Below are 17,605 nucleotides of genomic sequence, written 5' to 3'. Positions count from 1 at the left end.
TCGCTAGCTCCGTCGCGGCACGCGCGTCACGGGCGGGATCAGGACGTGATCGCTAGTCGCATTGCGCGCGAGGCGTTCCGGCGTTGCGGCCTTGGCGAGCGACGACAAAGCGACGAACCAGGCCTTCGGCATATCGGTCGGCAGGCCCACGGGAATGCCCGCGATCTTCGGCGTTTCCAAAAAGAGATGGCCGGGCTCCTCGAATTCCGGCGCCGTGCAATGGATACAGGCATAGCCGCCGCGTGTGCACGACCCCTCGCCGTTCCACGCCCGTGTGTTGCAATCCGCATGGGCCTGCGTGCCGATACAGCCCATATGTTCCATCATGCAACCAAGGTCCGAGGGTTCGCGCGCGCTGGCCTTATATTCGTAATATTCATTGCGCGTACAGCCGTGATGCACGAGGTGATCCGCATAAAAACGCGGCCGTCCCAGCGGATCGAGATCATCCTCGGACAAGCTTTCAGCAGCCAGAAGCATCAAGGTTTCCGTCACCCAATTCGGATGGGTGGGACAGCCCGCAATATTGACCACCGGCAGGCCGGAGCGGGAACGGAATGAGGCGCCCAAGGCACCGCCCGGATAAAAGCCCTCATAAGCGAGACCACACGCATCGAGCAAATTGGGAGAAGCCGCCGTCACACCGCCATAAGCCGCGCAAGTCCCAACCGCCACCACGTGCCGGGCAATGGCCGCCAGACGTCTTGCCCAATCCACGGCCGGCTCGCCCGTGCCGGCCAGAATGTGAAATTTGCCCGTGCCGTTCGGTCCGCGCAACAAAGCGCCTTCCACGCAGAAAGCATCAAGCGGCAGGCGTCCGGCCAATATATCGTCGAAAATCGCACGGGCCTCGGCGCCGGTGGCCTCGGACAGACTTGGATGCCAGAGAAAACGAATGCCGGCCCCCTCCAAGGTCGTGAGGAGATCCGGCGCCTCGGCGGCGAGCATGGACATGGTGCAGCCGCCGCAGCCTCCCGATTGCAGCCAGAGCACATTATAGACCATTGGATCGATCCCCTCGCCATGGGCTAGTATCGGGAATCACAGATACCCGATACGTCGCTTTTTAAACCGTATCCGCTTGTCCTCACTGGACCGTGACACCTCACGGTCCAGTGAGGGCGGATACTAGAGCATTTTCAAGTGAAGCCCGTTCGCTTCGTGTCAAGAAAAGCGTATTCGATGAATGAAGGCCCTTTCATGATTTCATCAAAGGGCCTTCACCTTGGTCCAGGAGCTGTGCCGGCAATTCGATCGTCATGATCGCGCCCCCCTCCGGATGATTGGCCGCCATCAACGTACCGCCATGTTCCTGAAGGATCCGATAGCTGATGGCGAGCCCGAGCCCGGTCCCCTTGCCGACCGGCTTGGTGGTGAAAAAGGGATCAAACATCCGCTCCATGACGTCGGGCGCGATACCCGGCCCCGTGTCCCGCACGGCCAGCCACGCATGGTCTTCCCGTCGGCCCCCGCTGATTTCGAGAGAACGCTTTGCTCCTTCCGGCAGGGCTTCCATGGCATCGACGGCATTTTGCACAAGGTTCATGACCACCTGGTGGATTTGACCGGAATGGCCAAAAACGTCAAGCGGCCCTTCGATCTGGAGCTCTAAGACGATGCCCGGGGGCGCTGCCGCCAAGACCCAGCCAAGCGCCGTCGTGGCCACGGGCTCAAGGTCGAAAGGCGCCCGGCCGTCACGTCGATCAGAAGAAAAACGACGCAGATCGGCCACAATGTCACGCACCCGTTCCGCTCCGTCGACAATCCCGGCCAAAACACCTTCCAACTCGGTCATGATCATATCGATCCGCAAGGTCTGGCGCTGTTCGGCAAGCTGCGGCGAGGCGGGAAGAGCATGCAGCGCATCGAGATAGGCCGCTAGGCGCCGGGCATAACGGTGCAATGTATGCGCATTGCCATAGACAAAGGAGATCGGATTGTTCAACTCATGCGCCACGCCGGCAACGAGCCGACCGAGCGAGGCCATTTTCTCCGCCTGGACAAGCTGCGCTTGCGTGTCCTGCAGACTGCGATGAGTGGCCGCAAGATCGCGATAGGCCTTGCGCAATTCGCCGACCGGTCGCGCCACGAGAACGAGCCCGGTGACACGGCCACGTGGATCAAAGCGAAGACTGCCATTGACAGCAAAAGGCAGATCACCCTGCGGGCTCTCAAAGATATATTCTTGATCCTCTAACCGGGTCTTTTGGGCGATGACCGCACGCAGATCCTGGATCGTCCCCGGCGATGCCGGAGCAATCAGCGTCTCGAGCGTCATACCAGCGAGACGCCGACCAGATACCGCGAACAGGCGTTCGGCCGCGATATTGGTCCGCACGATGGTCAATTGCCGATCGCAGGCCATCAAAAGATCAGACATGGAATCAAGCACGCCAGCCATGAAGGCTTGGGTCTCTTCCAATTCATTATTTTTACGCTCGAGCTCGGCTTGTTGCGTCAGGAGCTCAGCCCAGGTTTCATCCATCTTGCGCACGACGTTGAGCCACATGCGCTCGGTATCCACATCGGGATCGAAAGGCATGTCCTCGCCGGTTCCCGCGCTCGCGGTCATATTCTTGCTCCCGGGTTCGTCGCATCACCTTTTCATGAAGGGAATCAGCAAGAAGACCTAAGAAGAATCATTTTTCTATGCCCCGAAACCGCGCGGAAAGCCCATTCGTATGAACCACCAAGGAAGGCTATCAGGAGTCGGAAATCCCTGGCGATGGGAGCAACCTGAGCCATTGGCCTCACGGGCCACCATCACCGCGACCACGATGGGACCACGATGACACTTGATCGCCAGGCGGCCCCGATCCGGTTCCAAAGCACTGAACGTTCATGTCCAATGCCCTGAATGTTTGGACATGCGCCAGAGCATTCCTCCCTTTCACATATCAAGAATGACCCGATAGCGCGCCTTGCCGGCCCGCAAATGATCAAGCGCTTCGTTCACTTGCGCGATGGGAAAATGCTCCGTCTGCGGCAGAATTTTGTGACGCGCGGCAAATTCCAGCATGGAGGCAATGGTCACGGGAGAGCCAGTCGGAGAACCAGACACACTCCGCTGGCCAGAAATCAAAGCGAAAGCTTCGATAGGAACGGGCTCCAGCACCGCGCCAACAAAATGCAGCCGCCCTTTGGGACGCAAAGTCGCGAGCAGCGCTTTCCAATCGAGCGGCACATTGACCGTCACGATCACCAGATCGAGAGAACCAGCAATCGCCGCGATCGCCGCGGGATCTTTGCTGTTCACCACGCGATGGGCACCAAAACCCCGGGCTTCCGCTTCCTTTGATGCCGACGAGGTGAAGGCCGTCACCTCGCACCCCCAGGCCGCGGCGAATTTCACCGCCAGATGACCGAGACCGCCAATGCCAACGATACCCACTTTGTCTGTCGGTTTGATCCCGTAAGTCTGTAGCGGAGAAAATACCGTCACGCCGCCGCAAAGCAGCGGTCCCGCTTCCCTTGGGTCGAGCCCTTCAGGGAGATGAATCACCCAGGGCCATTGCGCCCGGACGCGATTGGCGAAGCCTCCCGCATGGCCAACGATCGTCGCGACGGATTCCGCGCAAAGATGCTGATCACCACTGAGGCATTCATGGCAATGCAGGCAGCTGCCGGCGGTCCAGCCGAGACCGACGCGCTGGCCAACCCGTAAGCCACGGGTCTCCGTGCCAAGCGCGACAACTTGGCCGATCACCTCATGCCCGGGCACAGCCGGGTAAGAGGACACGCCCCATTCATTATCGATCACCGAGAGGTCCGAATGGCAAATGCCGCAATGTTCGACAGCGATCTCGACTTCGTCGCCCTTCAACGGACCTGGATCGAAATCGAACTTTTCAAGCTTTCCCTTAGGAGTTCGCGCCGCCCATGCCTTGATCATACGCTTAAGCCCTTCTTCCGGCGTTCGAGCAACACCGAATCATCGCCATTCTGGATGGTATCTTGCCTTCACACCCCCTTGCCACCAACATTCCTCGCCTGAACACAATCACCGTGAAGGGAGCCCATTCGCGCCAGACACCTTTGCCTTGGGCGTCCATTTTTATTAATTAATGGAACCATAGCATTTCTTGGCCTCTTTCATTCCCGCCTGGAAGAAGGAAGCAGGAGAATGGAGAATGACCTTGCGCAAAATTCGTCCCTTTTTCTTGTCCCTTTCGCTGATCGGCACCTCTCTTCTGTCTAGCTCTCTCTTCTCCCCGCAAGCCTCGGCGGCAGGCTCCTCGGCGAAGGCGCCGCTCTATACCTCATCCGACCCTTATGCGATGACTGGCATAGCGCCCGATTTTCACGATGACTTGACCCCTTTGATGCCCGGCTATTGGCTGGACGGCGCCGCTCTCCCCATCACTTTGCCGCCAGAACCGCCGGCTTGCGCTCTCACCTCCGCTCACCCGCGCCACGCGGCCGCAAAAGGTCAACTGGTTTATGCCGACGTACCGCTCTCCTGCGCGCCCCTTTACCCTTGATGCTTGCAGCTTGAACCCACTTCCTTGCCCGAAGCTTGCGGCTCCAACCTTGGTTGTCTTGTCAGCCCGTACGCTTCGTCCTAACGTCGCCATGGTCACGTCGGGGTAAACCTCGGGGGTAAACCTCGATGCGACCATGAATGATTGGAAGGGAGAAGCGGGTGAACAAAGTTTATCCCGATGCACGTGAAGCCCTGGCCGATATCCTGCGAGATGGCCAAACGCTGATGGCGGGTGGGTTTGGGCTTTGCGGCGTTCCGCAAAGCCTCATCGAGGCGATCCGCGAACTCGGCGCCAAAGATTTGACCGTTGTCTCCAACAATGCCGGCGTCGATGGCGACGGACTCGGCATTCTGCTCGCGACGAAACAGATCAAGAAAATGATCTCTTCCTATGTCGGCGAGAATAAGCTGTTCGAAACCCAATATCTTTCCGGCGAGCTTGAACTCGAATTCAATCCGCAGGGAACCCTTGCCGAACGCATACGCGCCGGCGGCGCCGGCATTCCGGCCTTTTTCACGCGCACTGGGGTCGGCACGGTGATCGCCGAGGGCAAGGAAACGCATGAATTCGACGGCGCGACCTATGTCATGGAACGCGGACTGACATCGGATATCTCGATCGTCCATGCTTTTAAGGGCGATACGGAAGGCAATCTCGTCTATCGGAAAACTGCGCGTAATTTCAATCCGATGATGGCGACCGCAGGACGCATTACGGTCGCCGAGGTCGAGCATCTCGTGCCGGCCGGCGAGATCGATCCGGACCATATTCATACGCCGGGCATTTACGTACATCGCATCATCACCCGCCCGCCCTATGTCAAACCGATCGAAAAGCGCACCACCCGGCCTCGCGCCGCAGCCTGAGAAAGAGACGCTCCATGGCCTGGACACGCGATCAAATGGCCGCCCGCGCCGCCAAGGAATTGCGGGATGGTTTCTATGTCAATCTCGGGATTGGCATTCCGACACTCGTCTCGAATTACATTCCAGACGGCATGCATGTGCAATTGCAAAGTGAAAACGGCATGTTGGGGATGGGTCCCTTTCCTTATGAGGGAGAGGAAGACGCCGACCTCATCAATGCCGGCAAGCAAACCGTCACCGCTTTGCCGACGACGAGCTATTTCTCCTCCGCCGAAAGTTTCGCGATGATTCGCGGTGGTCATATCGATCTCGCCATTCTCGGCGCGATGGAAGTAGCGGAAAATGGCGATCTCGCCAATTGGATGATCCCTGGCAAGATGATCAAGGGCATGGGCGGGGCCATGGATCTTGTGGCTGGCGTCAAGCGTGTCGTCGTCGTCATGGAACATTGCGCCAAGGACAAGCCGAAGCTCCTGCATCGCTGCACCTTGCCCCTGACGGGCTCCGGCGTCATCGATCTCATCATCACCGATCTTGGTGTCTTTTCCCTCGACAAACACAACGGCGGGGGGCTGACTTTGATCGAACTCGCTGATGAGATCAGCCTCGAAGAAATCAAGGCCAAGACCGAAGCCACCTTCAAAGTCGCACCGGAACTCGCCTCCAAGGCGGCTTGAGAATCGTGTTCGTCCTGGTATCGAGAATCACGGATTCTCGATACGTTACTTTTTAAACCGTATCCACTTGTCCTCGTTGAACCGCGACGAGTCGCGCATCAACAAGGGTGGATACTGGGGCGGATTCTCAAATAACCCGGGCGAACACCAAAACATCGACGCGGGCGGCGCGGTGGCGCAAGAGAACACGCGCCGCCGCGTTCAGCGTGGCGCCGGATGTCAAGACATCGTCGACGAGAACGATCGAGCGTCCTTCGACGCGGGAACGAGCTTCCTCCGGCACCACGAAAGCTCCCTGCATGTTCAAAGCACGCTGGCTACGGGTCAACCGGACCTGCGTCGCGGTCGGCTTGACCCGCTCAAGCAGGAAGGGATCGACCCTCACGCCGCAATGAGGCGACAAGGCTTGCGCCAGGACATTGGCCTGATTGTAACGGCGTTTCAAAAGGCGCCGCCAATGCAACGGCACCGGTAGGAGCACATCGGCATCTTCAAGGAGATCGGCGCCAGCACGCGCCATCCAAAGCCCGAGCGGGCGCGCAACTTCCAGCCGATCGCCATATTTCAACCGATGCACCAAATGCCGGACAGGTCCCTCGTCGAATTGTGCAACCGCTCTCGCCCGTCCATAGACCGGCGGATTGGCCACAGCTTCCGGAGACAGAAGACCGTCCTGGCCAAGATCCATCGAAAAAGGCGTGCCGAGCCTTTCGCAAAAGGGCCGTTCAATGAAGCGCACCTTGTCCCAACATTCAGGGCAAAGCGCGCCTGTGCTGGCAATAGCCTTGCGGCAGCACAAGCAGAGCGGTGGAAAGATGAAATCGGCAGCCACCTTGCCGAAACCTGAAACTTTCTGGCGCAGCATGCGCGGCCATTGCCCATGGCGAAAGATCAATCGCTTGAAATGGGCAGCTTCGATCATGGCTCAGACATCATGATTAGCGACACCACATTCATTCTCTGCATGTCTCCAGACAAAGTCTCGCAAAGCGGCGAAAGCCGCATGGGAAGCAGATACAAAAGACACATCGTCAATGCGTGAAACCGGCGCAAGCAGGCGCAGACTATTGGTCATGAAGACAGCCTCGGCCGCAAGCAAATGCTCACATTCCAACTCTGTTTCGATCATTTCATAGCCCAGGGACGCGCCCTCTGCGAGCAGGAGAGCACGGATACAGCCTGGCAAAAGCCCTTCGCCGAGCTTGGGGGTGAGAATTTTACGGCCAAAAACCGCGAAAAGATTACCGCTGGCCGCGCAAGCGATCCGCCCCGCTGTATTGAGGCACAGAGCTTCGTCGCAACCGGCGTTCAAGGCCTCACGATGAGCCAGCACGGCGTCGAGGGACGACAGGGTTTTGAGACGCGACAGCGGCGACGTCTCGTTGCGCCTGATCTTCGAGACATGCAGGGTCAATGGCGCGGACGGATTGTTAGCGAGCGGCGCGAGACTGGCCAAAAGATGCGGCAAAGGCGTGGGAGGCAGGCCGAGGCCGCGCGGACCGGGGCCACGTGTAATCATCACGCGCAGGGCGGCCCGTTCGATCCCTTTGGTGCGGCTGGCATGGGCCAGAACGGAGAAGGCCTCGATGATTATTTCCGGCGCCATCGCGATTCCGATCTCGGAGAGCCCCTCCAAAAGCCGCATCCGGTGCGCCATCTCGCGATGCACCTTTCCCCGCAGGACCAGAGCGGTGTCAAACAGGCCGTCACCGAGCAGCAAGCCGCGATCGGTTAGATCGTAGGGATGGACCGCCGTTTCGAAAAGTGCGCCATCACTCCAAAACAGGGGCATGCCAAGCCTCAACCACATTTAAAAAATTGCGAAAAATTGTGTCTCCCCAAGGAGTCAGGACGGATTCTGGATGAAACTGGACGCCAAACAGCGGCCAGATACGGTGGGAGAGCGCGAGAATTTCTCCCGCCTCGGACCAAGCATCAACGTGCAGGGCCGCGTCCATGGCTGGCGTCGCCTCGACGATCAAAGAATGGTAGCAGCCGGCCTCGATCGGCGAGGGAAGGCCGACGAAGAGACCCTGCCCGCCATGCGCAAGGCGCAGGATTCGCCCATGGATCGGTTCGCGTGCCCGGGTGATCTGACCGCCGAAGGCCATGCCGAGACATTGATGGCCAAGGCAAATGCCGAGGATCGGCATGCGACCGGCAAGGCGCGTCAAGACCTGAAGCGACACTCCCGCCTCGGCCGGGCCACAGGGGCCAGGCGACAAAACGATGGCTTTTGGTGCAAGCTTCTCGATTTCAGCAAGATCCAGAGAGTCGTTGCGCTCAACGCGTATCGCCGCGCCAAGATTTTCGAAATAGCGCGCAATATTGAAGACGAAGGAATCGTAATTGTCGATGATGAGGATCATGCCGAACCCTCCCGCTCGAAAATCCGTTCAAGCTTGGCGAGGCTTTCGGCATATTCGGCTTCTGGATCGGAAAGGAGCGTGATACCGCCGCCCGCGTTGAGACAGGCCTTATCGCCAGCAAAGACGATTGTTCGGATCGCAATATTGAGCGCCATATCGCCATTGAAGGCGATAAAGCCAATGGCGCCGCAATAAGGTCCTCGCGCCCTGTTTTCGATCGCGGCGATAATTTCCATCGCCTTGAGCTTCGGAGCACCGGTAATCGAGCCGCCCGGAAAACAGGCGGCAAACAGATCGAGCGCGTCGCACCCTGGCCGTAAACGGCCTGTCACCGATGAAACGAGGTGATGCACGCCCGCATAAGTTTCAACGACGCACAGGTCCGGCACTTCGATTGAAGCGGCCGTGCAAACTTTCGAAAGATCATTGCGCAAGAGATCGACGATCATAATATTTTCGGCTCGATCCTTCTCGGATCGAGCCAAATTATCGCGACAAGCAGCGTCGAGCTCCGGCTCTTCAAGGCGTTTTTGGGTCCCCTTGATCGGGCGCGTTTCCACCATGCCGTCGATAAGGGAGAGAAAAGCCTCGGGCGAACTCGAGGCAATGGCATCGCCCGTGTGCCGGCCCTCCTGCGCGAGAAAGGCGGCATAAGGCGCGGGATTGCGTGAACGCAAGTCCTTATAGAATCGCCAGGAATCGAAGCCACGTGGCACATCAGCCTCGAAACATTGTGCTATATTCGCCTGATAGAGATCACCCGCCAGAATATGCTCCTTGACCCGCCGCACAGCGGAGAGATAGTCCGCCTTTCGCCAATGCTGGCGCCAAGCCAAGGAGGTCGGCACAGGAGAATCACGATGTGAGGCTCCCTGCATGGGATTTTCAAGTGGGCGCTCAAGCAGGCTCTTGAACTGAGCAAGACGCTGCTCCGCGCGTCGATGGCGCGCCTCGGGTTCCGTTTCCGGCAGGCCCGAGGCCATCAGCCAGCCCTTGCCCGTCTCGTGATCGAAGGCGAGCACGACATCATAGAAACCCAGGCTCGCCTGAACCCCTTGAGAACGGACGACCTTAGCCGCCGGATCAAGGCAAGGAGCGAAATCATAGGCGAAATAACCGATCACACCGGTCTGGAGAGGTAGCAAACGCTCGTCTTTGGGCAGTGCATGGGCTGCGAGCCGGGCACGCAGCGCCGCAAGCGGCGGCTCAGGGCAAGGTTGGCCATTCCAAAAGGCGATCCCATTTTCTACGGTCAGCCAGCCAAACGGATCGGCAGCGAGATAGGAATAACGTCCGAGCCGCGGCATGGGGAGGGCGCTGTCGAGAAACGCCAATCCCGGCAGGCCGACAAGCCGTTCCGCCGCTTCGAGGGGCGCGATCGAATCGAGAGGCGCGACATGCAGGATCAAAGGGTCGAGTGAAGACAAGGGATCGGCGCCGTTTCGCCATTATGGCCGATGAATTTGCGCGTCAAATTGCCTGACAGCGGTTCAACACGCAACAAACCTGTTCTAATCCCTTCCCATATTGGTTGCGGCGATTCATGCCAATGAGCCACCGCAACGATTCAAGTATCCACCCTCATTGAAGCGCGACTCGTCGCGGTTCAATGAGGACAAGTGGATAAGTTTAAAAAGTGACGGATCGAGAATCTGTGATTCTCGATACTAGGCAAAAGCGTCCTCTATCCCTCACGATCGGAAGGTTTATCCGTGTCGTCCACGCCGAAAATGATCTTCGATCGCGGCCTGATCCGCCGACGCCTCATGCGGGCAGCCCATAGGGAGCCGAGCCTTTTCCTACTCGATTATGTCGTCGAGGATCTTTGTGAACGGCTGTCCTTCATCAAACGCTCGTTCACCGCCATAGCGGATATCGGAACGCCGGCGCCTGTTCTCGCACAAGCTCTTGTCCGTCAATATCCAGAAGGCAAGATCGTGTGGATGAACCCCGCCCTGCCATCGGATGGGAAGTCCTTTCCGAAACCGCAGCCCTACCAGCAAATCGTCGGCGATCTTGAGGCGCTTCCCTTCGGCAAGGAGGCTTTCGATCTCGCAACCTCAGCCCTGGCTCTGCATTATGCCAATGACCTGCCGGGCATCCTGATCCAGATCCGCCAATCCCTCAAGCCAGATGGTCTGTTTCTCGGCTGTCTCCTGGGTGGCCAGACTCTGCACGAATTGCGGACCTGCCTCGCCACGGCTGAATCCGAACTTTGCGGCGGTATTAGCCCGCGTGTCGCTCCTTTCGCCGATGTCCGCGACATGGGCGGTTTGCTGCAACGCGCCGGTTTCGCTCTGCCCGTCGCCGATAGCGATGTCGTTTGCGTGCGTTATCAACATTTGTTCGCTTTACTCGCCGATCTGCGCGGGATGGGCGCGACGAACAGCCTGGAAGAGCGCCTGCGCAAACCCACCCGGCGCGCCCTGTTTCTGCGTGCCGCTGAACTTTATGCCGAGCGTTTCTCCGATCCAGATGGCCGTATCCGCGCGACGTTCGAACTCATTTATGTTTCCGGCTGGGTTCCACACGAAAGCCAGCAAAAACCGCTGCGGCCCGGATCAGCGCAAATGCGGCTCGCCGATGTCCTGCCGACCAAGACTTATGAACCGCCGAAAGGCACTTGAAACCACTCTCGCGAACGATCCCCATGCGTTCGCTCGTCTTTCGTGTCCTGAACCTTTGAGGTTATACTTCGGCGGTCCTTGTTCTCTTTTCACGTCTCATTCTAAGAGCGATCAACGATAGCACGGTGAGCTGCCAAGATGCTTCCAATCAACAAGCGGCCTTTTCTGGCTGGTATCGAGAATTACAGATCCTCGATACGTCACTTTTTAAACCGTATCCACTTATCCTCATTGAACCGCGAAGAGTCGCGCTTCAATGAGGGTGGATACTAGCGGCGTGGCGGAGGCAAGAACAACCTTCATCAGCATGTACGATCATTTCCGTCAGGTGATGCATCGGCAATTGCCCCTTGCAGGAATGGTGCTGGGCTGTTGCCTGGCCTTGGGGCTGCTCTATTATCTTACGACGCCATCGACTTTTACCGCGACAGGCGCTCTGCTCATCGATCCGCACCAAGCCCCATCATCACAGCAGCAATCCACACCCGGCGATCTCGCACTCGACACCAGTAGCGTACAAACGCAAGTCGAAGTGCTGAAATCAGAAACGATTACCCGCGCCGTTATCCGCAAACTCAACCTGACCAAAGATCCCGAATTTGTCCGCCCGCGCGGCATGATTGGGGCCACCGCCAGTTTCCTCACAGGTCTGTTCGGTTCATCGAGGACAGAAACTCCGGAACAACGCGAGCGTGCGGTCATCGAGAAATTTAACCAGGCGCGATCCATATCGCGGCAAGACCTCACCTATGTCATGCAGGTTTCCTTTCGCTCGGAAGATCCAGTGAAGGCGGCACAAATCGTCAACGCCCTCGCCGAGGCTTATGTGGATGATCAACTCGAGGCGAAATATCAAGCGACTCGCCGCGCCAGTTTGTGGTTGCAGGACCGTATCAAGGATTTGCAATCGCAGGCTCTGACGGCGGAACGCGCCGTGGCCGACTTCAAAGAAAAGAACAATATAGTCGATGCCGGCGGCCGCCTGATGAATGATCAGCAATTAGCTGAAATCAATAGCCAGCTCGTCCTCACCCGCGCTGTCACCAACGAGACCAAGGCGCGCTATGATCGCATCCAAGCCATGATGGCTCAGGAGATTCCCGACGCCTCCGTGGCCGATTCCCTGAACAATCCGGTCATCATCCACCTGCGCAGCCAATATCTCGAACTGGCCCAGCGTGAGGCCATCTGGGCGCAACGTTATGGCCCGGACCATCAAGCGACCGTCAATCTGCGCACACAGATGCGTGAACTCACGAACAGCATTCGCGACGAGATGCGCAAGATCGCTGATAGTTACAAGAATGATTACGAAATTGCCCGCATGCGCGAAGAGAGCATCAAGCAAAGCCTCGATGAGGCTGTCAGCCAAGCACAGACGGCGAGCGAGGCGCAGATTCAGCTTCGTGATCTGCAACGCAATGCCGAAACCACCCGCACCTTCTACGATAATTTCCTGCGGCGCTATATGGAAGCGATCCAGCAGCAATCCTTCCCCATCAGCGAGGCGCGGCTCATTTCTCCCGCCACGCCCCCTTTGAAGAAAAGCGCGCCGCATGGGTCTATCGTCGGCCTCGTCAGTTTGTTCTCCGGCTCTATCTTGGCCATTGGCGCTGCTTATTTGCGTGAAATGTCGGATCGCGTCCTGCGCACCAGCACCCAGGTCGAGGACGTCCTGCACGTGAACTGTCTCGCCGTGCTGCCTGCTTTGCAGACCCGGGCCGAAAAAATCTTGAAAGGACGCAAACAAAAAGCTTTGCCGGAAAAGCGCGATTTCGACAGGCTTAGCCTTCTGCGCTATGCCGTTGATGCTCCCTTTTCCCGCTATGCCGAGGCGATCCGTTCGCTCAAGATCGCCGCCGACCTCAATGGCGTCTTGAACACCGGCAAGGTCATCGGCATCACATCCACTTTGCCAAATGAGGGCAAATCAACAATAGCCGCCAATCTCGCTCATCTGATTGCGGATGCTGGCGGCCGCGTCATTCTCGTCGATGCAGACCTGCGCTGCCCCTCCCTGTCGCAGGCTTATGCCCCACAACGACCAGGCATTGCCGAGGTGGTCAGTGGCGGCCAATCGCTCGATACAACGATCCTGACCTTGCCCGCGTCAAACCTGAAATTCCTACCCGCCGGAGCGACAACCAAGCTTCCGCATACGAATGAGATTCTTGCCTCCTCCGCCGTCAAGATTGTGTTCGAAACCTTGAGGGCGAATTATGATTACATCATCACCGATCTTTCACCGGTAGCGCCCATCGTCGATGTCCGAACCACCGGCCATATTATCGATTCCTACATCTATACAGTGGAATGGGGTCACACCAGGATCGACATTATTCGCCGTGCACTCAGCGATGCTCCCAATGTCTACGAGCATTTGCTCGGCGTAGCACTCAACAAAGTCGATACCGCCGCGCAAAACCGTTACGAGCGTTATCACGGCAATCATTATTATCGGAAATATTACGCCAAATATGGCTATGTCGAGTGAGACCGTCAGCCGGGGAAGAGCGTTTTCCTCTCCTCATTTTTCCGCCTGAAGAACCGACGCGCGCCTCAATTTCATGCGGTGAGAAATGTCATGCCAGGAGGCTGACCCGTCTGGTTTAGCAGGGACTTGAAGGTTCAAAGCCCAGCCTGCCAAATGTTGCGCGCTTTTGTGAAGGCTTCTCCTTCATCATGGCTTGGCCGGCCGCTTTCGTCCCTTAAAGCCTTTTCACAATTCCTCGAACCACGAAAATTCCATAATATATTGAATTAACTTATTTTAATATTCACAAAGCAAGCCTATTTCGGGTAAATGCTTCATCAGCCTGGGCAAACCGCCAAACTTCATGATGTAGCTTTTTATGGTTATCAAAGATAAAATCCACCTCATGGATCACGTAAAATGTTTCTGTGCTAGTTCAACGCAATTTATTGACGCCCAAACCCATTATCATCAATGTAGAAACTTCTTCTAGGCACCGCGCCACAGCAAAAACTTATTCTTACCTTGACGGAAACGCCATGATCGACACATCAATATAGAGCGGCTTGTCGTTCATCCCATTCTGGCGAGGTCCGAAAACCACCGTCCGAGGATATTGAAAAGCAGCCCGGTTTTTCCACATGTATAAGATGCGCCTGTTTCGGTCTCCGCCGCCGCCTCCCCCGAAAGCCTGTGTGCCAAACGGTACACGCATCTATGCAGTCGGCGATATTCATGGCCGCAGCGATCTGCTCGATGCACTTTTTGCCTGGATCGATGCCGATCTCGCGCGACACCCAATTGAACAGGCCCAGCACGTTTTCCTTGGTGATTATATCGACCGGGGTCCGAATTCCGCGGGGGTGATCGATCGGCTCATCGCCCGCTCGCAAACCCATTCGGTGGTCTGCCTTAAAGGCAATCACGAGACCTGTTTGGTTGATTTCATCGAGGAGCCGGAGATCCTCCATCATTGGGCGCAATATGGCGCTTTGCCAACGCTGCTATCCTATGGCTTACACCCAAGCCTCAATCCCAAACCCGAGGAGCAAGCCAGGCTCTCGCAAGAGCTTAGGGAGAAACTTCCAGACTCTCATAAGCACTTTTTCGCGAATTTGCCGCTCAGCTTTACCTGCGGCGATTATTTCTTTGTCCACGCCGGCGTGCGCCCCGGGGTTCCCCTGGACAAGCAATCTCCCGATGATCTTCTTTGGATTCGCGGCGACTTTCTTCACCATGAGGGGAGTTTTGGCAAGATGATCGTTCATGGCCACACCCCGGTTCTCGAGACCACGATTCATCCCAATCGGATCAATATCGATACGGGCGCTTATGCCACCGGGAAGCTGACCTGCCTCGTCCTCGAAAAGGATCAACAAACTTTTATTCAGCAGTCGCGGTGAGCTTTAGGGCGCCCTTTCGTGCAGGCTCACCCGCGACGCACGGCGCCCATTGCAATGCGCCGTTCACGGATCAGTGTTGCAAATTCACGTGAACCCACCCGTGATTTCTTGTCTCTTCAACAAGATCTCCCGCGCCCCACTGCGCCGATGAAGCCCCCTGTCTATTAGGCGATTGCCCTCTTTCCTCTGCCTTGCTAACGACAACCTCGACGCATTCCGCCTCACGACTTGAAGCACGAGCTCGAGCCAGAGGCCGTTTTGATGCTCCCCATCCGAAACGTCGTCTTTGCGTATGCTCGTCCCAGGCCATGAGACCGTGCAACCGTAAAACGTGTCATTGCCGTAACCGCCTATCCGCAAAGGGTATTCCATGGAAAAGATCAAGGTCGCCAATCCTGTCGTTGAGCTCGATGGCGATGAGATGACACGGATCATCTGGCATTATATTCGTGATAAGCTGATCCATCCCTATCTCGACATCAATCTGGAATATTACGATCTTTCCGTCGAAAATCGTGACAAGACCAAGGATCAAGTCACGGTCGATTCCGCCAATGCCATTAAAAAACATGGTGTCGGCGTGAAATGCGCCACGATCACCCCTGACGAGGCTCGCGTTAAGGAATTCAATCTCCACGAAATGTGGAAGTCCCCGAACGGCACGATCCGCAATATTCTCGGCGGCGTGATCTTCCGGGAGCCGATCATCTGCAAAAACGTGCCGCGCCTTGTGCCCGGCTGGACACAGCCCATCATCGTCGGCCGTCACGCCTTTGGCGACCAATATAAGGCCACCGATTTCAAGGTGCCGGGCAAGGGCACGCTCACCATTAAATTCGTGGGCGACGACGGTCAGGTCATCGAGAAGGAAATCTTCCACTATCCGGGATCCGGCGTGGCCCTGGCCATGTATAATCTCGATGATTCAATCCGCGATTTCGCGCGCGCCTCGCTGAATTACGGCCTCAACCGCAAATATCCCGTCTATCTCTCCACCAAGAACACGATTTTGAAGGCCTATGACGGGCGTTTCAAGGATCTCTTCCAGGAAGTCTACGAGACGGAATTCAAGGACAAATTCGCCGAAGCCAAGATCATCTACGAGCATCGCCTCATCGACGATATGGTCGCTTCGTCGCTCAAATGGTCCGGCGGCTATGTCTGGGCCTGTAAGAACTATGATGGCGACGTCCAGTCCGATTCCGTGGCCCAGGGCTTTGGTTCACTCGGCCTCATGACCTCGGTTCTGATGACGCCGGACGGCAAGACCGTCGAGGCGGAAGCGGCGCATGGCACGGTGACCCGCCATTATCGCGAACATCAGAAGGGCCACGAGACCTCGACCAATTCGATCGCCTCGATCTTCGCCTGGACGCGTGGTCTTGCCCATCGCGCCAAGCTCGACGACAATGAAAAGCTCGCCAAATTCGCCTCGACCCTCGAAAAGGTCTGCGTCGACACGGTCGAGGGCGGCTTCATGACCAAGGATCTGGCTTTGCTCGTCGGTTCCCAACAGAGCTGGCTTTCCACCACCGGTTTCCTCGACAAGATCGATGAAAACCTGAAAAAGGCCATGGCCACCGCGTAAATTATTCTCTTCCCCCGTGCGTTTGCGCGTACGGGGGAGGCTCTGAGATCGCGCTGAAAATATCTATATATTTGACTTTATAAGAATTTCGGGCCCAGTACCGATGTTCCCCTGTGGGGAAATATGCGCAGAACGGCAGGGGAGATTGTCTCTTCCCCTACAAAAAGGTATAAGGACGCGTTTCTGGTTGAGGGAGACTCGTTCCGTGCCTGCCGACCTGATCGACGGTTACACGCCGTCGGATGACGAACCGTTTATGAATGACCGCCAGCGAGAATATTTCCGGCGAAAACTCCTCCTATGGAAGGAGGATATTCTCAAAGAAAGCCGCGATACGCTGGTTGTCCTCCAAAATGAAAACGAAAACCATCCCGATCTCGCCGACCGGGCCTCATCCGAAACGGATCGGGCCATAGAATTGCGGGCTCGTGATCGTCAACGCAAACTCATTTCCAAGATCGATTCCGCCCTGACTCGAATCGAGGACGGAACTTATGGCTATTGCGAAGAAACAGGCGAGCCCATTGCCTTGAAGAGACTGGATGCACGGCCAATCGCCACCCTTTCAGTCGAGGCTCAGGAACGCCACGAAAAGCGGGAACGCGTTTATAAAGATAATTGAACCACAATTTTTTAGCGCCGGATAGGCCCTGCCCATCCGTCGCCCTAAGTTTTTTATCTCAATAATTTCAGAATTTAATCCCGAACCTTCATTGCAGGATTTCTTCGCACAATCTTTGGTGCGGACGGCGGGACTCGAACCCGCACTCTTATTCAAGAAGCAGATTTTCGTACCACTTCGGCTTTCGCCGCCACTCAGGCAAAAGCCTGACGTTCGTGGTCTGGACTATCCCTTCGCCGTAGTCTTTCGACCTTAGGCGCCCCCCGTCTAGTCTCTACACCTTCCCCTTATACCAAGATTCGCGCGGAGCGACCTTTGGGTCTCAAAGAGGCTTGGCTCGGGATTGGCCTGGGCTTGCGCCGTTAGCTTTCCCCGAATTTGGGCGGTTCTACTCCGTGGATTTCCCCACGGGCACTCCAATGAAGTCTGCTGCGTCTACCGGTTTCGCCACGTCCGCATAGTACCAAAGGCCATGAAGAACGGCCTTTGGTTCCTT

15 protein-coding genes are annotated in these 17,605 nt (G+C 56.9%); 8 read left to right on the top strand and 7 right to left on the bottom strand.

Translation table 11 applies throughout. The features are described 5' to 3' along the window. Nucleotides 1-3 precede the first annotated feature (3 nt). From BIND_RS05820 to ahr, 3 genes are all read right to left on the bottom strand, one after another. A complete protein-coding gene (locus BIND_RS05820; RefSeq protein ID WP_012384145.1) occupies nt 4-1,005 on the bottom strand; it encodes an NADH-quinone oxidoreductase subunit B family protein in 1,002 nt (333 codons plus the stop codon). A gap of 193 nt (nt 1,006-1,198) precedes the next feature. Next, a complete protein-coding gene (locus tag BIND_RS05815; protein ID WP_012384144.1) occupies nt 1,199-2,572 on the bottom strand; it encodes a sensor histidine kinase in 1,374 nt (457 codons plus the stop codon). A gap of 318 nt (nt 2,573-2,890) precedes the next feature. Further along, nucleotides 2,891-3,892 carry an NADPH-dependent aldehyde reductase Ahr gene (ahr, locus tag BIND_RS05810; protein WP_012384143.1) on the bottom strand — a complete coding sequence of 334 codons (1,002 nt, stop codon included), beginning with the start codon at nt 3,890-3,892 and terminating at the stop codon, nt 2,891-2,893. Between the two features lie 238 nt (nt 3,893-4,130). Between ahr and BIND_RS05805 the strand changes: the two genes are divergently transcribed. The 3 genes from BIND_RS05805 to BIND_RS05795 all read left to right on the top strand — a co-directional run bounded on the left by BIND_RS05805 (nt 4,131) and on the right by BIND_RS05795 (nt 6,027). Continuing rightward, a complete protein-coding gene (locus BIND_RS05805; RefSeq protein WP_012384142.1) occupies nt 4,131-4,481 on the top strand; it encodes a hypothetical protein in 351 nt (116 codons plus the stop codon). 161 nt (nt 4,482-4,642) lie between these two features. Next, nucleotides 4,643-5,350, top strand: coding sequence for a CoA transferase subunit A (locus BIND_RS05800; RefSeq protein WP_012384141.1), 708 nt, complete (start codon nt 4,643-4,645; stop codon nt 5,348-5,350). Between the two features lie 14 nt (nt 5,351-5,364). Then, on the top strand, nt 5,365-6,027 hold the full coding sequence (locus tag BIND_RS05795) for a 3-oxoacid CoA-transferase subunit B (RefSeq protein WP_012384140.1): 663 nt from the start codon (nt 5,365-5,367) through the stop codon (nt 6,025-6,027). A 127-nt stretch (nt 6,028-6,154) separates the two neighbouring features. Here BIND_RS05795 and BIND_RS05790 read toward each other — a convergent pair whose 3' ends face one another. Genes BIND_RS05790 through pabB form a run of 4 tightly spaced genes read right to left on the bottom strand, consistent with a single transcriptional unit; the run spans nt 6,155 to nt 9,823 of the window. After that, nucleotides 6,155-6,949: a ComF family protein gene (locus BIND_RS05790; RefSeq protein WP_012384139.1), complete on the bottom strand. Its 795-nt coding sequence runs from the start codon at nt 6,947-6,949 to the stop codon at nt 6,155-6,157. Between the two features lie 3 nt (nt 6,950-6,952). Next, on the bottom strand, nt 6,953-7,819 hold the full coding sequence (locus BIND_RS05785; RefSeq protein ID WP_012384138.1) for an aminotransferase class IV: 867 nt from the start codon (nt 7,817-7,819) through the stop codon (nt 6,953-6,955). Continuing rightward, nucleotides 7,800-8,396, bottom strand: a complete 597-nt coding sequence (locus BIND_RS05780) for an anthranilate synthase component II (protein ID WP_012384137.1) — start codon at nt 8,394-8,396, stop codon at nt 7,800-7,802. The genes BIND_RS05785 and BIND_RS05780 overlap by 20 nt, the downstream gene beginning before the upstream one ends. Next, complete coding sequence (pabB, locus tag BIND_RS05775; RefSeq protein WP_012384136.1) at nt 8,393-9,823, bottom strand: aminodeoxychorismate synthase component I; 1,431 nt, start codon at nt 9,821-9,823, stop codon at nt 8,393-8,395. Before pabB ends, BIND_RS05780 begins: the two co-directional genes overlap by 4 nt. Nucleotides 9,824-10,126: 303 nt before the next feature. Between pabB and BIND_RS05770 the strand changes: the two genes are divergently transcribed. The 5 genes from BIND_RS05770 to dksA all read left to right on the top strand — a co-directional run bounded on the left by BIND_RS05770 (nt 10,127) and on the right by dksA (nt 17,109). Next, nucleotides 10,127-11,023, top strand: coding sequence for a methyltransferase domain-containing protein (locus BIND_RS05770; protein ID WP_012384135.1), 897 nt, complete (start codon nt 10,127-10,129; stop codon nt 11,021-11,023). 256 nt (nt 11,024-11,279) lie between these two features. Further along, complete coding sequence (locus BIND_RS05765; protein ID WP_012384134.1) at nt 11,280-13,517, top strand: nucleotide-binding protein; 2,238 nt, start codon at nt 11,280-11,282, stop codon at nt 13,515-13,517. Nucleotides 13,518-14,137: 620 nt separating this feature from the next. Beyond that, nucleotides 14,138-14,899 (top strand): metallophosphoesterase family protein, encoded by a 762-nt coding sequence (locus BIND_RS05760; protein WP_012384133.1) that lies wholly within the window; start codon nt 14,138-14,140, stop codon nt 14,897-14,899. A 370-nt stretch (nt 14,900-15,269) separates the two neighbouring features. Beyond that, nucleotides 15,270-16,487 carry an NADP-dependent isocitrate dehydrogenase gene (locus BIND_RS05750; RefSeq protein ID WP_012384132.1) on the top strand — a complete coding sequence of 406 codons (1,218 nt, stop codon included), beginning with the start codon at nt 15,270-15,272 and terminating at the stop codon, nt 16,485-16,487. 256 nt (nt 16,488-16,743) lie between these two features. Next, the gene (gene dksA, locus BIND_RS05745) at nt 16,744-17,109 is read left to right on the top strand and encodes an RNA polymerase-binding protein DksA (protein WP_050763915.1); all 366 of its coding nucleotides are present in this window, start codon (nt 16,744-16,746) and stop codon (nt 17,107-17,109) included. The last annotated feature ends 496 nt before the right edge of the window (nt 17,110-17,605 follow it).

The organism is Beijerinckia indica subsp. indica ATCC 9039 (assembly GCF_000019845.1).
Classification (GTDB): domain Bacteria; phylum Pseudomonadota; class Alphaproteobacteria; order Rhizobiales; family Beijerinckiaceae; genus Beijerinckia; species Beijerinckia indica.
This window is presented reverse-complemented; position numbering and strand designations above follow the sequence as displayed.

Coding starts and splice junctions, on each gene's coding strand:
- BIND_RS05820 (WP_012384145.1), bottom strand. CDS start 1,005: ATGGTCTATAATGTGCTCTGGCTGCAATCGGGAGGCTGCGGCGGCTGC.
- BIND_RS05815 (WP_012384144.1), bottom strand. CDS start 2,572: ATGACCGCGAGCGCGGGAACCGGCGAGGACATGCCTTTCGATCCCGAT.
- ahr (WP_012384143.1), bottom strand. CDS start 3,892: ATGATCAAGGCATGGGCGGCGCGAACTCCTAAGGGAAAGCTTGAAAAG.
- BIND_RS05805 (WP_012384142.1), top strand. CDS start 4,131: ATGACCTTGCGCAAAATTCGTCCCTTTTTCTTGTCCCTTTCGCTGATC.
- BIND_RS05795 (WP_012384140.1), top strand. CDS start 5,365: ATGGCCTGGACACGCGATCAAATGGCCGCCCGCGCCGCCAAGGAATTG.
- BIND_RS05790 (WP_012384139.1), bottom strand. CDS start 6,949: ATGATCGAAGCTGCCCATTTCAAGCGATTGATCTTTCGCCATGGGCAA.
- BIND_RS05785 (WP_012384138.1), bottom strand. CDS start 7,819: ATGCCCCTGTTTTGGAGTGATGGCGCACTTTTCGAAACGGCGGTCCAT.
- BIND_RS05780 (WP_012384137.1), bottom strand. CDS start 8,396: ATGATCCTCATCATCGACAATTACGATTCCTTCGTCTTCAATATTGCG.
- BIND_RS05770 (WP_012384135.1), top strand. CDS start 10,127: ATGATCTTCGATCGCGGCCTGATCCGCCGACGCCTCATGCGGGCAGCC.
- BIND_RS05765 (WP_012384134.1), top strand. CDS start 11,280: ATGAGGGTGGATACTAGCGGCGTGGCGGAGGCAAGAACAACCTTCATC.
- BIND_RS05760 (WP_012384133.1), top strand. CDS start 14,138: ATGTATAAGATGCGCCTGTTTCGGTCTCCGCCGCCGCCTCCCCCGAAA.
- BIND_RS05750 (WP_012384132.1), top strand. CDS start 15,270: ATGGAAAAGATCAAGGTCGCCAATCCTGTCGTTGAGCTCGATGGCGAT.
- dksA (WP_050763915.1), top strand. CDS start 16,744: ATGAATGACCGCCAGCGAGAATATTTCCGGCGAAAACTCCTCCTATGG.